The 15,890-nt window shown below is 35.9% G+C and carries 14 protein-coding genes and 1 riboswitch; of the genes, 13 read left to right on the forward strand and 1 reads right to left on the reverse strand.

The window, feature by feature from the left end:
• Positions 1 to 89 precede the first annotated feature (89 nt).
• The 7 genes from M4I44_RS07330 (at position 90) to M4I44_RS07360 (ending at position 7,391) form a co-directional block, all read left to right on the forward strand.
• On the forward strand, positions 90 to 290 hold the full coding sequence (locus M4I44_RS07330) for a hypothetical protein (protein ID WP_026110069.1): 201 nt from the start codon (positions 90 to 92) through the stop codon (positions 288 to 290).
• Between the two features lie 188 nt (positions 291 to 478).
• Positions 479 to 587: riboswitch (SAM riboswitch) on the forward strand.
• Between the two features lie 77 nt (positions 588 to 664).
• Positions 665 to 1,648, forward strand: a complete 984-nt coding sequence (locus M4I44_RS07335) for an alpha/beta fold hydrolase (protein ID WP_249966927.1) — start codon at positions 665 to 667, stop codon at positions 1,646 to 1,648.
• A 1-nt stretch (position 1,649) separates the two neighbouring features.
• Positions 1,650 to 4,064, forward strand: coding sequence for a bifunctional aspartate kinase/homoserine dehydrogenase I (gene thrA, locus M4I44_RS07340; RefSeq protein WP_249966928.1), 2,415 nt, complete (start codon positions 1,650 to 1,652; stop codon positions 4,062 to 4,064).
• Between the two features lie 225 nt (positions 4,065 to 4,289).
• Positions 4,290 to 4,718: an OsmC family protein gene (locus M4I44_RS07345; protein WP_017497290.1), complete on the forward strand. Its 429-nt coding sequence runs from the start codon at positions 4,290 to 4,292 to the stop codon at positions 4,716 to 4,718.
• A 289-nt stretch (positions 4,719 to 5,007) separates the two neighbouring features.
• The gene (locus M4I44_RS07350; RefSeq protein WP_070906559.1) at positions 5,008 to 6,180 is read left to right on the forward strand and encodes a PLP-dependent aspartate aminotransferase family protein; all 1,173 of its coding nucleotides are present in this window, start codon (positions 5,008 to 5,010) and stop codon (positions 6,178 to 6,180) included.
• 68 nt (positions 6,181 to 6,248) lie between these two features.
• Positions 6,249 to 6,782: an alpha/beta hydrolase gene (locus M4I44_RS07355; protein WP_249966929.1), complete on the forward strand. Its 534-nt coding sequence runs from the start codon at positions 6,249 to 6,251 to the stop codon at positions 6,780 to 6,782.
• 198 nt (positions 6,783 to 6,980) lie between these two features.
• The gene (locus tag M4I44_RS07360) at positions 6,981 to 7,391 is read left to right on the forward strand and encodes an Rrf2 family transcriptional regulator (RefSeq protein ID WP_008466594.1); all 411 of its coding nucleotides are present in this window, start codon (positions 6,981 to 6,983) and stop codon (positions 7,389 to 7,391) included.
• A 108-nt stretch (positions 7,392 to 7,499) separates the two neighbouring features.
• Here the strand turns inward: M4I44_RS07360 and M4I44_RS07365 are convergent, their stop codons facing one another.
• The gene (locus tag M4I44_RS07365; protein ID WP_017497287.1) at positions 7,500 to 8,282 is read right to left on the reverse strand and encodes a sulfite exporter TauE/SafE family protein; all 783 of its coding nucleotides are present in this window, start codon (positions 8,280 to 8,282) and stop codon (positions 7,500 to 7,502) included.
• A 310-nt stretch (positions 8,283 to 8,592) separates the two neighbouring features.
• On the opposite strand from M4I44_RS07365, the gene M4I44_RS07370 reads away from it, so the two are divergent.
• From M4I44_RS07370 to cobA, 6 genes are all read left to right on the forward strand, one after another.
• Positions 8,593 to 9,495, forward strand: a complete 903-nt coding sequence (locus M4I44_RS07370) for a sulfite exporter TauE/SafE family protein (RefSeq protein ID WP_249966930.1) — start codon at positions 8,593 to 8,595, stop codon at positions 9,493 to 9,495.
• Positions 9,496 to 9,522: 27 nt separating this feature from the next.
• Positions 9,523 to 10,233: a phosphoadenylyl-sulfate reductase gene (locus tag M4I44_RS07375; protein WP_017497286.1), complete on the forward strand. Its 711-nt coding sequence runs from the start codon at positions 9,523 to 9,525 to the stop codon at positions 10,231 to 10,233.
• Positions 10,234 to 10,531: 298 nt separating this feature from the next.
• Positions 10,532 to 11,431 carry a sulfate adenylyltransferase subunit CysD gene (gene cysD / locus M4I44_RS07380; RefSeq protein WP_249966931.1) on the forward strand — a complete coding sequence of 300 codons (900 nt, stop codon included), beginning with the start codon at positions 10,532 to 10,534 and terminating at the stop codon, positions 11,429 to 11,431.
• A 134-nt stretch (positions 11,432 to 11,565) separates the two neighbouring features.
• Positions 11,566 to 12,810 carry a sulfate adenylyltransferase subunit 1 gene (locus M4I44_RS07385; RefSeq protein ID WP_249966932.1) on the forward strand — a complete coding sequence of 415 codons (1,245 nt, stop codon included), beginning with the start codon at positions 11,566 to 11,568 and terminating at the stop codon, positions 12,808 to 12,810.
• Between the two features lie 131 nt (positions 12,811 to 12,941).
• Complete coding sequence (locus M4I44_RS07390) at positions 12,942 to 15,032, forward strand: HEPN domain-containing protein (protein ID WP_249966933.1); 2,091 nt, start codon at positions 12,942 to 12,944, stop codon at positions 15,030 to 15,032.
• Positions 15,025 to 15,798, forward strand: a complete 774-nt coding sequence (gene cobA, locus M4I44_RS07395; protein WP_017497282.1) for a uroporphyrinogen-III C-methyltransferase — start codon at positions 15,025 to 15,027, stop codon at positions 15,796 to 15,798. The genes M4I44_RS07390 and cobA overlap by 8 nt, the downstream gene beginning before the upstream one ends.
• Positions 15,799 to 15,890: the final 92 nt, after the last annotated feature.

Genomic DNA, 15,890 nt, shown 5'->3' on the forward strand with positions numbered 1-15,890 from the left:
GGGTTTTTTTATTCCATTTGGTTACGATAACAAAGAAATAAACATAAAATAAAGATAATAACACGCAAACTAACATAAACTTAAATGTCATGAGCACAATAAACTACCTAACAAAGACTTTTTCAACATTGAAAAACATTAGAGCTAAAAGAAACAATGCACCGCCAACAAATGAATTGACCGATTCAAGATTCGGGGTGACTGAAACAAATAAAAAAGCGGAGAAAAAAAATCCGGATTCATTATTGTTTTTGATGTATTCAAAAGAAAATGAAACGCTTTTTATTTAAATCTAAAAGCATCATAAAATAGAGGGAAACCTGCTTAATTTTACTGGGCAAATTGTTCGGTAATTTTTTGCGTACACTAGTTTTTGTTTGAATTATGTTTAAGAAATTGAGGAATCAGTTTCGATAAAATTTGTTTGTTTGAGAAATTAGTAGTTAATTTGCACCTTTAAGTTCAAAAACGTATTGAAATGTTATAAAGAAAGGACGAGGGATTAGACCCGATGAATCCTTAGCAACCCTTCGTTAAATCGAAGAAGGTGCTGCATTCTACCACGCCCAAACGTGGAAAGATAACAACAAGAAATTTTCTGGTTTCACTCTAGACTTTCTTTCTGATATTTCCACATACAAATCAAAATTAAAAAGATTTGAAATTGGAAAATATACCAAGTCCCATTATAATTCAGGAATTCATCACCGAAAGTGGTGTGTCCTACTCATCATTGCCCTTAAGTTTTACACTTTCCGGTTTACCATTGTATAGCGCGCCTATTGTTCTCGTTAACCATGCTTTGACAGGGAATGCAGAGGTCACCGGAATAAACGGCTGGTGGAATGACCTTATTGGGGAAGAGAAAACAATCGATACCCATAAATTTACCGTACTGGCTTTTAATGTGCCCGGAAACGGAAATGATTCCTTTATCATCGAAAACTATCAGGATTTCACTACCAGAGATATTGCCCGCATTTTTATTAAAGGCCTGGAGCTTTTAAATATTCACCAACTGCATACCATTATCGGAGGTTCTGTTGGTGGTGGCATCGCCTGGGAAATTCTTGCATTAGAACCCCATATTACTCAAAACCTAATTCCCATTGCAACAGATTGGAAGTCGACCGACTGGATGATCGCCAATTGCTACTTACAAGAGCAAATTTTGAACAATTCTTCAAAACCTATAGAAGATGCCAGAATTCATGCTATGTTGTGTTACAGGTCTCCGGAATCATTCAAAGAGAAATTTCAACGTACCATCAATACCAACCGTCCTGTTTTTAATATCGAAAGCTGGTTGGCACATCATGGTGAAAAACTACAGAAAAGATATCAATTGGCTTCATATAAACTCATGAACCAATTGCTTAAAACCATAGACATCACCAGAAACAGAGAGGATTTCGAGACCTTGTTATCTCAAACAGACGCTGCGATTCATATTATCGGAATCAATTCAGATTTGTTTTTTATACCCAAAGAAAATCGGGAGACTTATCAGGAATTAAAAAAGTTCAAAGACAATGTTTTTTACAGCGAAATAGATTCGGTTCACGGACATGACGCTTTTTTAATCGAGTACAAACAATTAGATCATTTACTTGCCGATATTTTTAAGGCAGAAACAATAGAAAAATAAAATGAAAATATTAAAATTTGGCGGTAAATCGTTATCAAACGGAGAAGGACTTAATAAAGTAGTTTCAATTATTACGGATAAAGTACAGCAGAATGAAAAAATAGCTGTTGTGGTTTCGGCCCGCGGAAATGCAACAGACGAGTTAGAATACATTTTAAAAATTGCTGCTAAAAACGGTAATTATAAACCGTTATTTGAGAATTTTAAAGCGTATCAGATTTCAGATTATCCTCAGGTCGATTTATCTGAAGAATTTAATGTGCTCGAGAAACTTTTTGAAGGAGTAAGCCTGATTGGTGATTACAGCAATAAAATTAAAGATCAGATTTTATCAAAAGGAGAATTACTTTCGGCTAAATTGCTGACAGCTATTCTAATCGGAAAAGGAGTTCCGGCAAATTTTGTCGATTCAAGAGAATTGTTGAAAACCGATTCTAAATTTGGTGATGCACAGCCTTTGGAACAGCTTTCTAAGAAAAATGTGATCAATTATTTTAAAGAACACAACGGTTCAACGGTTAACATCGTGACCGGTTTTATTGGGTCTAACAATAATAACGATACCACTACTTTAGGCAGAAATGGCAGTAATTATACAGCATCGCTAATTGCGAATTACTTAAATGCCGAAGAATTGCAAAACTTTACACATGTTGACGGAATTTATACAGCAAATCCTGATTTGGTTGCCGATGCGAAAAAAATCGAATTCCTGTCGTTCAATGAGGCAAATGAATTAGCCAATTTTGGTGCTACCATTTTACATGCGAAAACAATCATTCCGTTGCTGGAAAAAAATATCCCGCTTCGTATTTTAAATACCTTCAATCATGAAAATCGCGGGACTTTAATTACCTCTGATTCAGCTAAAGAAGGAATTAAAACGCTTTCTGTTTTAGAGAATGTGTCTCTGGTGAATCTGGAAGGCCGCGGATTACTTGGGAAAGCAGGTGTAGATGCCCGAATTTTTAAAGTAATGGGCGATCACAATATCAGTGTGAGTATTATTTCGCAAGGTTCTTCAGAGCGTGGGATTGGTCTTGTGGTGGCGACCGACAAAGCTACATTGGCAATGGTTGAATTAGAAAAAGAATTCGAAAATGACTTTTATTCCAAAGATGTAAATCAAATTACCGTAACCGATAATGTTTCGGTAATTTCGATTATCGGTCAGGATTTGAGTACTTTTCATAAACCCTACACGGCATTAATTAAAAATAAAATTGTTCCGATTTTGTTCAATAACACCGTTACGGGTAAAAACGTGAGTTTGGTTGTTAAAAAATCAGAACTGCATAAAGCCTTAAACGTAATTCACGGAGAGATTTTCGGAGTTTCTAAAAAAATCAATATTGCCATTATTGGTCATGGATTAGTGGGAGGAACTTTAATCAATCAGATTTTAGAATCGACTGACGCTATCGAGAAAAGAAAAGATGTGAGACTGAATGTTTTTGCAATTGCCAATTCCAAAAAAGTACTTTTAGATAAAAACGGAGTAAGTTCGAACTGGAAAACAGATATTGAAAAGGAAGGACTTGCCTATACTATTCAGGATATTATTGCTTATGCGAATCAACATCATTTAGAAAACCTGATTGCGATTGATAATACCGCCAGTGCAAAATTTGTGGAGAATTATATTCCGCTGGTGGAGAGCAGTTTCGATTTGATCTCTTCTAATAAAGTAGCCAATACACTAAGTTATGGTTTTTATAAAGAATTGAGAAAATCTTTAGCCGAAAATCAGAAGAATTATTTGTACGAAACCAATGTTGGTGCCGGATTGCCATTAATTGATACGATTAAATTATTACACCTTTCAGGAGAAAATATCACCAAAATAAAAGGAGTATTCTCCGGAACATTGAGTTATTTATTCAATAATTTTTCGGCAAAAGACGCTCCGTTTAGTGAGATTTTGCAGGAAGCGATTGATAACGGATACACAGAACCGGACCCTCGTGAGGATTTATGCGGAAATGATGTGGGAAGAAAATTATTGATTCTGGCAAGAGAATTAGACTTGCAGAATGAATTTGAAGAAATCTCGATTCAGAATTTAATTCCGGAACATTTACGTGAAGGAAACGTTGGTGATTTCTTAACGAAATTGAAAGAATTCGATCCGATTTATGAAAAAATAAAAGCCGATCAAAAGCCAAATCATGTATTGAGATACATTGGTGAATTGTCGGGAGATTTGCAAAACGACAAAGGAATTTTGGAAGTAAAGCTGGTTTCGGTACCTTCTGACACCGCTTTGGGCGGATTAAAAGGATCTGATTCTTTCTTTGAGATTTATACAGAGTCTTACGGAGACCGTCCAATCGTAATCCAGGGAGCAGGTGCAGGCTCTGCTGTAACAGCGAGAGGAGTATTTGGTGATATTTTGAGATTGTCAGATAAAGGGTAAGGAATTTGAGATTTGAGATTGCAGATTTGAGATTGCAGATTTATAGGTCCAGTTTGTCATTTCGACCGAAGGGAGAAATCACACCAGGAACTCCGCAACGAAAAATTCTAATCTTTGTCAACAATCTAATGTGATTTACTTCGTCTGTTCGCTATCGCTCGAGTCTCCTTAAGTCGAAATAACAAGATTACAAAGAATAAAAAGTAAAAAAAAAATAACAACACAATGAAAGTAACTTTGAACAGAGTAAATGACGCGTTTCATTTTAAACTTAAAAACGAACGTGGTCATGTAGTGGATGTTGACAGCAGAGCCGAATTTGGCGGAAGTGATTTAGGTCCAAGTCCAATGGAATTAGTATTGATGGGGGTCGCGGGATGCAGTGCCATTGATATGATTTCGATCTTAAAAAAACAACGTCAGGAAATCACTTCCTTTAACGCTGAGGTAGAAGGAGAGCGTGTGCAGGTAGGTGAAGCAAAACCTTTTAAGGAAATCAATGTGGTTTTTTATTTAGAAGGAGACATTAACCCTGAAAAAGCACAACGTGCAGCCCAGCTTTCTTTTGAGAAATATTGCTCGGTTTCTAAAACAATTGAGCCTACAGCTACCATAAAATATAAAGTGGTTCTGAACAACGAAGAATTAAAGTAATTGGATAATTAGTCAATTTGATAATTAGATAATTTTTGGGCCATTTTTATACAATAAAAATTCACATTAAACTTCTGGCGAAACGCTGTGTTTGGCTTTGTGAATCTTTGTGAAATTTTATAAAAAAAGCGAATTAGTGCTAATTAGTGCAATTCGTGTTTTAGCCAATTTGAGAATTAGATAATTTTCAAAATGAAGATTAATTAATAACGTTATACCGTTTAAATTTTAAGTTTTTGTTTTAAACAATGCTGAAAACTTGAAACTTGAAACAAGAAAAACAAAAAAAATGAACACAGAAGAATTTGGTTTTGAAACACAAGCCATTAGGACACAATTAGAAAGAAGTCAGTATCTAGAGCATTCGGTGCCATTATACTTATCATCAAGTTTTGTATTTGAAGATGCCGAAGACATGAGAGCTTCTTTTACAGAAGAAAAAGAAAGAAACATTTACAGCCGTTTCAGCAATCCGAATACCACAGAGTTTGTGGACAAAATTTGTAAAATGGAAGGCGCAGAGGCGGGTTATGCTTTTGCAACCGGAATGGCAGCGGTATATTCTACTTTTGCAGCATTATTAAATTCAGGAGACCATATAGTGTCTGCGAGCAGTGTTTTTGGCTCGACGCATGCTTTATTTATGACGTATTTTCCAAAATGGAATATCGAAACTTCTTATTTTGATATTAGCAAGCCGGAAACCATTGAAGGATTCATTAAACCGAATACAAAAATTTTATACGCAGAGTCGCCTACAAATCCGGGTGTTGATGTGATCGATTTACAATTGTTAGGGGATCTTGCTAAAAAACACAACCTGATTTTAATTATCGATAACTGTTTTGCCACGCCTTACCTTCAACAACCTATAAAGTTTGGAGCACATTTGGTAGTACATTCAGCAACCAAATTAATTGACGGTCAGGGAAGAGTTTTGGGCGGAGTTACTGTCGGAAGCGAAGATTTAATCAGACAGATTTACTTGTTCTCGAGAAATACAGGACCAGCTTTGTCTCCGTTTAATGCATGGGTTTTGTCAAAAAGTTTAGAGACATTGGCCGTTCGCGTTGAAAAACACTGCGAAAATGCTTTAAAAGTAGCAGAGTTTTTAGAGGCACATCCAAATGTGAATAGTGTAAAATATCCGTTTTTGAAGTCACATCCACAATATGAAATTGCCAAAAAGCAAATGAAATTGGGTGGAAATATTATCGCTTTTGAAATTAAAGGCGGAATTGAAGCAGGAAGGAAATTTTTAGATAAAATAAAACTTTGCTCGTTATCTGCAAATATTGGCGATACGAGATCGATTGTGACGCATCCTGCTTCAACAACACACAGTAAGCTGTCTGAAGAAGATCAATTGGCAGTCGGAATTACACAAGGTCTTGTTCGTGTTTCTGTAGGCTTAGAAACCGTAGAAGATGTAATTGCTGATTTGAAACAGGCGCTTTCTTAAAATAATTTTAGATTTCTGATTTTAGATATTAGATTTTATGCTGATATCTAAAATCTTATCTTTACACTATGATAAAGCCAAGATTACTTATTTTATCGGATTTATTTGGAGGTAAAGATCCGGAGTGGATAAAAATTTATTCAGAATTATTAAGGTCTGAATTCGAAATTCAGTATTATGATGTTCTGGAATTGGCTGATATTAATTCTGATGACCTTATTGAAAGCGATATTCATAATCAATTTTTAAACGGCGGTATTGATTGTGCAGTCCAAAAATTACTTCAATTAGAGACGGAAAAAATAGTTGTTTTAGGATTTAGCATTGGAGGAACAATTGCCTGGAAAGCTTCTTTGCAGGGATTAAATACTACCTATCTGTTTGCTGTTTCGTCAACAAGATTAAGATATGAAGCTGAAGTTCCAAATTGTGGTATAAAATTATACTTTGGAGAAGAAGATCCAAACAGACCAAACCCACAATGGTTTTTTGATCTGAATATAAGGAATGAAATTATTGAGAACCATAATCATCAACTGTATATAACGGAAAATAATGTGTACTTAGTTTGCAATGATATTTTGAAAACTTTATTAAGATGACGGCCTTTAACTGAAAAAAACAGTTATAGGCCTTTTTTATTGGGTTTTATTTAAACTATACTAATTTAGTAGAATTTAAAATTTAGTTCTGTTACTATTCTCATTTAAAAAGTTTATTTTTGTGGCAGGAAAACAAGACGATTGTTGTTTTGGGTTAAAAGCCTAAAATGAGCAATCAGCAATTAAAATATATAAAAAGTGCTTTCAAAGAAAACAAAATACGGAATTAAAGCTTTAACTTACCTGGCCAGACGTGAAAACAATGAGCCGGTACAAATTGCTGAAATTGCGAAAAGTGAACATATTTCGATTAAATTTTTAGAAAGTATTTTGCTGCTGCTTAGGAACTCAGGATTTCTGGGAGCTAAAAAAGGAAAGGGCGGAGGTTATTATCTGATAAAGGATCCTAAAGATATCAGTATGGCCAAAGTCTATCGTATTCTGGAAGGGCCAATTGCATTGTTGCCTTGTGCCAGTCATAATTTTTACGAAAGATGTGATGATTGTGATGATGAATCTACCTGTGCTGCACGCCGATTAATGACCGAAGTGAGAGATAATACACTTAAAATTCTGGAGAGTAACTCGTTAGCAGATATTGCATTTTAATCAGATTCTCCATTCTGAGATTTCATATAAAAAAGACCATTTCAATAGTTTAATGAAATGGTCTTTTCTTTTTAGATTCAGATTATATTTTAAAGAATAGGAATACGTTTAGAAAATTAATTTATATCCTGCCATAAAAAGCATTACAGCAATCGCATTTCTAAGGAATTGATCCGGAACTTTTCCACTCAGCATACTTCCCATATAAATTCCTGGAAGTGAGCCCATCAATAATTGTCCTAATAAGACAAGATCTAAATTTCCCATTGAAGCGTGTCCGATTCCGGCAACTAATGTCAAGGGAACGGCATGTGCAATTTCAGTCCCGACTAAACGAGGGGTTGGCAATAACGGATAAAGAAAAAATAAAGTGACAGTTCCTAAAGCACCTGCACCAATTGAAGTTAGAGTTACAGTAGCGCCTAATAGAACACCTATAGCAATAGTTAGTGTGTTTTGAGTGGTACTTTCGCTGTGAAATTTATCTCCGGCATGTTTTTGAGAGAATTCTAAAAGTTTCTTTTTAAAGATAATAGCAACCGAAGTAAATAACAATGCCCAGCCTAAACTGTATTTGATAACATGATTTATAGTTTCAATGTCGGTTTTGATACTGCTCAGAATCCATAAAGTAATCAAAGCGGCAGGAACACTTCCGAGAGTCAGCCAGCCCGTGATTTTCCAATTGATATTGCCTTTTTTGTTGTGAACGAACACCCCTCCGGCTTTAGTAAAAGCAGCATAAAGTAAATCTGTTCCAACTGCTGTTGTTGGTGGTATACCAAACCACAACAAAATTGGAGTCATCAAAGAACCGCCTCCAACACCTGTTAACCCCACTATAAAACCTACTGCTAAACCTGCAATTATAAGACCTATTTGGAAATCCATGGATAAATATTTGCCGTAAAAATAACAACATTTTTATAATTATCCTATAGATGTGGTAGACTTTAAAAGCGCTATTTAAAAAAGGATGAAATTTTTACTGTTATAGTTCTGTAGCACAGTTTGATATGTTTTTTTGCGCCGTTTAACGATTGATGGAAATTGTTATGGATTCCTTTTCGTTACTATTAAAATAAAGAGGATGTAAAAAAATCAAATATTGTTTTGATATTTAGAAATAAGTAGTAATTTTGCCATTCAATCTACTAACCCGATAGGGTAATAGATTTTAAAGCTAAAACAAATCACAGGAATGGAAAAGGAACTTAAAATAAATACCGCAGCAATTAAGGCTGACGTCACAATTAAAGAAAGATTGTGGGTTTTGGTACCGGCAGTTTTACTGATAGGTTTGTTGACGACTTTGATCTACAATCATCATGCGGAATTTTCATGGAATGCATTTGTTGACGGTTTTAATCAGGAATTTTTAGTATTTTTTGCAATTGGTGTTTTTGCACAATTGGTAGACGGAACTTTAGGAATGGGATATGGAGCAACTTCTACATCATTTTTATTAGCATACGGAGTTCCGCCGGTTATTAGCAGTACAGCGGTTCACGTTTCTGAAATGTTTACCACGGGAGCATCGGCGCTTTCTCACCACCGATTTGGAAATATCAATAAAAAATTGGTCAAACATTTATTAATTCCAGGGGTTTTAGGTTCAATAATGGGAGCTTATTTACTATCGGATGTGATTAATGGAGATATTATAAAGCCTTTTATTGCAGTTTATATGATTGTTCTGGCTATTATAATTATTAGAAAAGCTTTAGTTAAAAAGATCATCAAAAAGAAAACTAAAAAATTAGGATTTCTGGCCATCTTTGGAGGTTTTATGGACTCAGTTGGAGGCGGAGGCTGGGGTCCTATTGTGACTTCAACCTTATTAGGAAGAGGAAGAAACCCGAGATACACTATAGGTTCTGTAAACGCAGCAGAATTTGCAATTTCATTCGCAAGCGGTATAACCTTTATGCTTTTTGGTGGAATCCATGGCTGGCAGGTTATCATCGGTTTGATTTTAGGAGGTGTAATTGCAGCACCATTGGGAGCTTATCTTTTAAATAAAATCAAAAGAAAACCAATGATGATTGCGGTTGGTATTTTAATTATAGTATTAAGTTTAAAAACATTATCTAAATTATTGTAATATTTTTTAGAAGGAAAGAGAGAGAATATGAGTGCGACTATTATACAATCATTATTAGATAAAACGAAAGATTTTTCACTGGATGAAACCTTAGCTTTCTTAGCAAATGAATACCCGGGGAAAGTAATTTTTTCGACATCTTTTGGACAGGAAGATCAGGTTATCACTGATTTCATAGCAAAAAGCAATCAGGATATAGCCATTTTTACACTAGATACCGGAAGGTTATTTCAGGAAACGTATGACGTTTTTCATAAAACATTAAAAAAATACAAAAAGCCAATTGAGGTTTATTTCCCGGAAGCAGCAGCCGTAGAGAGTTTACTTCAATCAAAAGGCCCGAATAGTTTTTATGATTCGGTTGAGAACAGAAAAGAATGCTGTTTTATTCGAAAAGTAGTTCCATTGCGAAAAGCATTGGCAGGAAATTCGGTCTGGATTACAGGTTTAAGAGCAGAGCAGTCGGAGAATAGAAACGACTTACAATTGTTTGAATACGACGGAGGTTTTGAAATTATAAAGTTCAACCCCTTGCTGAAATGGACATTAGAAGAGGTTGAAACTTATTTGTCTGAAAACAATGTTCCTCAAAATGCTTTGCACAAACAAGGTTTTGTAAGCATCGGATGCGCACCCTGCACGAGAGCAATTTTTCCGGGCGAAGACATCAGAGCCGGAAGATGGTGGTGGGAATCCAGTCATAAAGAATGCGGATTGCATAGCGCTAAGAAAGAGTAGGTAGAAGAAAGAAGCTAGAGGCAAGAGAATAGATTAAAGAATAAAGAATATAGATTTTTGAGTTCCGAAGGAACGCCCCATATTGTAGCGTCGGGTTTCAACCCGATGAAGACGAAGGAACGATCCATATTGTAGCGTCGGGTTTTAATCCGATGGGAATGGAAGAAGAAGATTTAGAATATATCGTCGGAGTTTAACCCGATGGAGAGTAAAGAAAGTAAAGAATAATAGTAGAAAGTTTTAGGAAACTCACAATAAACAACAACCTGAAACTTTAAACTTGAAACAAAAAAACAAAATGAGTTCAGTATTAAAAACAAACGCTTTAGAGAGCGAAGCAATATATATTTTCAGAGAAGTAATTTCACAGTTTGATAAACCGGTTTTACTTTTTTCCGGAGGAAAAGATTCGATAACATTAGTACGTTTGGCACAAAAAGCATTCTTCCCTGCCAAAATCCCGTTTCCTCTTTTGCATGTTGATACCGGACATAATTTTCCGGAGACTATTGCTTTCAGAGATAAACTTGTAGAAGAGTTAGAGTTAGAATTAATCGTACGTAATGTTCAGGATGCTATCGACGAAGGAAAAGTGGTAGAAGAAACCGGTAAATATTCCAGTAGAAACAGTTTACAAACGACCACACTTTTAGATGCAATTGAAGAATTTAAGTTTGATGCCTGTATCGGAGGAGCACGTCGTGATGAGGAGAAAGCAAGAGCGAAAGAACGTATTTTTTCAGTTCGTGACGATTTTGGTCAATGGGATGAAAAAAACCAACGTCCGGAATTATTTGACATTTTGAACGGAAAAATAGAGAATGGTCAAAACGTTCGTGTTTTCCCAATTTCAAACTGGACAGAATTAGATGTATGGAGTTATATCGAGAAAGAACATATCGAAATTCCATCTATTTATTTCTCACATAAAAGAAAAGTTTTTTTGAGAGACGGTTTGATCTGGTCACATTCTCCTTTTGTGTACCAGGAAGAAGACGAACAAATCGAAGAAAGAATTGTTCGTTTTAGAACCGTTGGAGATATGAGCTGTACAGCAGCTGTTGAATCTTATGCAGCAACCATCGAAGAAGTGGTAGGAGAAATCAGAAGCTCTACGATTTCTGAAAGAGGAGCCAGAATTGACGACAAACGTTCTGAAGCCGCAATGGAAAAGAGAAAACAACAAGGGTATTTTTAATTGATAATTGACAATTGATAATTAAAAAGTAGAATCAAGAAAACAAAAAAACATACAGCTTGAAATTTTAGTTCAAAGGAAATCAACTTGAAACCTGAAACTAAATTTTTAAACCTGAAACAAAATAACATAGAATGGACGTTTTAAAAATAGCAACAGCAGGAAGTGTAGATGACGGAAAAAGTACTTTGATCGGAAGATTACTGTACGATACAAAATCATTGACGACAGATAAAATTGAAGCAATCGAGAAAAGCAGCAAGCAAAAAGGATACGATTATCTTGATTTTTCACTGGCAACTGACGGATTAGTAGCGGAGAGAGAACAAGGAATCACAATTGATGTGGCTCATATTTATTTCTCGACTGCAAAGAAAAGTTACATTATCGCCGATACTCCGGGTCACGTAGAATATACCAGAAACATGGTAACGGGAGCTTCGACTTCTCAGGTTTCCATTATCTTAATTGATGCGAGAAAAGGCGTAATCGAACAAACGTACCGTCACTTTTTTATCAATAATTTATTGAGAGTAAAAGAGGTAATTGTGGCGATCAATAAAATGGATTTAGTTGATTATTCAGAAGAAGTTTTCAATAAAATCAAAGCCGATTTCCAAGCTTTAAATGCCAAAAGTACTTTCAAAGAACAAAACGTAAGTTACATTCCGTTGAGTGCCATCAATGGAGGAAATGTTGTAGACAAATCAGAAAACATGAAGTGGTACGATGGACAAACGGTGTTGGAGCACTTAGAAGGATTGCATTCTCATGATGTTTACGAGCCAGGAAAAGCACGTTTTCCGGTTCAAACGGTTATTCGTCCAAAGACAGAAGAATACCATGATTTTAGAGGTTATGCAGGGAAATTATATGGAAACTCGATAAAAGTAGGAGATGCTGTAACAGTACTTCCTTCATTGACAGAATCAAAAGTTTCAAAAATTCACTTTTTCGACAAACAATTTGATGAAGCCGTTGCAGGTTCTTCGATCACCATCGAATTAGAAAATGATATCAATGTGACAAGAGGTGATATGATTGTAAAATCGTCAGAACTTCCAAAAATTGAAAAAGAAATACACACAACAGTTTGCTGGATGGACAGTAAAAAACTGGTTCCGGGTACAAAATATATCGTTCAGCACAACACCAATTCGGTTTTGGCAAAAGTAGAAAGTATTAAAAATACAATTGCAACAGATTACTCAGGAACAACACCGGCATCACAGTTAGCAATTAACGAGATAGGAGAAGTAAGCATTAAATTAAGTAAGCCGTTATATTTTGACGCTTATAATGACAATAAATCAAACGGTGCATTCATCTTAATTGATACCGCAACGAATACAACAGCAGGAGTAGGATTCATTAGGTAAACCTGCTATAAGCTTTAGGCTATATGCTGTAAGCTTTAAGCGAAAAATGTATAACAAGGTATTTTAAAAAGCTTATGGCATATAGCCTAAAGCTTAAAGCTAAAAAAAAAGCCTAAAGCAAGAGAAAGAAAATGGAAAGTTTTAGAACAGAAATAGAAAATCCGGTAGTTCAGAAAGAGATTATCGAGTTAGAAAAAAAGATTCATTTGTTCCGTGGAGGAAAAATTGATGATGAGCGTTTTCGTAGTCTTCGTTTAGCACGCGGAATCTATGGACAACGCCAGGAAGGTGTTCAGATGATTCGTATTAAACTGCCTTATGGTAAAGTGACCAGCGAACAATTGATCCGTATTACAAAAGTTTCTGATGAATATTCTACAGGACGTTTGCACATTACAACACGTCAGGACATTCAGATTCACTATGTAAGTCTGGACAGAACTCCGGAACTTTGGGCAAATCTGGCCAAAGACGATGTTACTTTGCGTGAAGCTTGTGGTAACACTGTTCGAAACATTACAGGAAGTGAATTGGCAGGTGTGGATGTAAACGAACCGTTTGACGTTTCGCCTTATGCACACGCCCTTTTTCAATATCTTTTAAGAAATCCTATCTGTCAGGAAATGGGACGTAAATTCAAAATTTCGTTCTCGTCCTCTGATGAAGATACTGCTTTGAGTTATTTACATGACTTAGGATTTATTCCAAAAATTGTAAATGGTGAGCGTGGTTTCAAAATTATGTTTGGTGGAGGTTTAGGTTCTCAACCTGCTCATGCCGAATTACTTTCCGAATTCGTTCCGGCAAATCAGATCATTCCAACAGCAGAAGGAATCGTTCGTATTTTTGATCGATACGGTGAACGTGCTAAGAGAATGAAAGCTCGTATGAAATTCCTGATCAAAGAAATGGGAAGAGATGTTTTCCTTGATTTGGTTGAAAAAGAGAAAAAAGCAATCGCTTTTGAAACGTACGAAATTGATACCACAGCTTTTGACGGACCAATTCCGGAACCGTTATTAGAAGTGCCACAAGTTACCATTGAAGATCAGGCAGCATACGAAGCCTGGAAAAAATCAAATGTAATTGCTCAAAAGCAGGAAGGTTATTACGCTATTGGAATCAAAGTTTTATTGGGAGATTTTTACACCGATAAAGCCCGATTATTAGCCGATTTAATTAAAAATTACGCCGCAAATGAACTTCGTTTTTCATTGCGTCAGAATATTGTAATACGTCATGTGAAAGAAGCGAATTTACCTTTCTTCTATCAGGAATTGGCTAAACTGAACTTTGTTCATTTAGGATATAATTCAACGGCAGATATTACAGCTTGTCCGGGTACAGATACTTGCAATTTGGGGATTGCAAGTAGTACCGGAATTGCAGAAGAATTAGAAAAAGTATTAAGTGCCGAATATCCTCAATATTTGAACAACCGCGAAATTGAAATCAAAATTAGTGGTTGTATGAATGCTTGTGGACAACATAATATGTCGGCAATTGGTTTTCAGGGAATGTCAATCAATTCCGGAAAATTGGTAGCTCCGGCTTTACAGGTTCTGTTAGGCGGAGGAAGATTAGGAAACGGAGCAGGTCGTTTTGCCGATAAAGTAATTAAAGTACCTAGTCGTAGAGGTCCGGATGCGTTGCGTACGATCTTAAATGATTTTGATGCTAATGGAAGCGGACAAAAGTTTTTGGATTATTATGATACAAAAGGCGAGAAGTATTTCTATGAAATCTTAAAGCCTTACGCTGATGTAACCAATCTAACAGAAGCTGATTTCGTAGATTGGGGTAATGCAGATAATTATGTAAAAGCAGTTGGAGTAGGAGAATGTGCCGGAGTGGTAATTGATTTGGTGGCGACGTTATTGTTAGAAGCCAAAGACAAATTAACATACGCACAGGAATCTTTCGACGAAAATAAATGGTCGGATGCTATTTACCATGCTTACGCCGGATTTGTAAATGGTGCAAAAGCTTTATTGCTTTCTGAGAACGAAAAAACAAACAATCATGCAGGAATCGTTGATTTGTTTGACACTGTTTTTATTGCAACCGGTAAAATTGAACTGGCAACATCATTTAGAGAATTAGTGTATCAAATCAATGCAATACAACCTTCAGAAGCATTTGCGAAACAATACATTCAGGAAGGAATTGCATTTTTTGATACGATAGAAAAATATAGAGCTCAACAATTAGAAAATGCTTAATATCAAACCAAAAGTAACTTTAGTTGGTGCGGGTCCCGGTGATCCGGATTTGCTTACGCTGAAAGCTGTAAAAGCACTTGCTGGAGCGAATGTGGTTTTGTACGATGCATTGGCCAATGAAGAGATATTAGCACACGCTCCTAAAAATGCGATTCGGATTTTTGTTGGAAAAAAAATAGGCAATCATGCTTATACGCAGGATCAGATCAATCAATTGATTGTGGATAATGCTTTGACCTACGGAAATGTAGTCCGTTTAAAAGGTGGTGATCCGTTTATTTTTGGACGTGGAAGTGAAGAAATTGAATTCATCGAAAGTTTTGGAATCGAGACGTTCGTGGTTCCCGGAATATCTTCGGTAGTGGCAGTTCCGGCAAGCCAAGGCATATCAATCACCAAAAGAGGTGTCTCCGAAAGTTTTTGGGCCATTACAGGTACAACTTCTGATAGGAAATTATCTTCAGACGTTGCTTTGGCTGCACAGTCATCCGCAACAGTTGTAATTTTGATGGGGATGCACAAATTGCCTCAGATTATTGATTTGTTTCAAAAAGAAAACAAAGGAAATTTGCCCGTTGCGATCATTCAAAATGGAACAATGCCCGATGAAAAAGTAGGTGTAGGAACCGTAAATTCAATTCTGGAAATTGTAAAAGAAAAGAAACTGAGTTCGCCGGCAATTATTGTTCTTGGAGAAGTTGTTCGCGAAAGCAATAAACTAAAAGGATTTTACGAAGAATTTCTTTCCAAAGAAATGGTGAGATAAAGTGCAGTAAAAATGATTCTTTACATAATCTTGATTTTCAGTCCGTAAAATGCCTTGGTATAAAATTGGGTTTTTAACCTGATGAAAGCAAA

Origin of the sequence: Flavobacterium sp. B183, from assembly GCF_023539155.1 — a bacterium.
GTDB classification, from domain to species: Bacteria; Bacteroidota; Bacteroidia; order Flavobacteriales; family Flavobacteriaceae; genus Flavobacterium; species Flavobacterium tructae.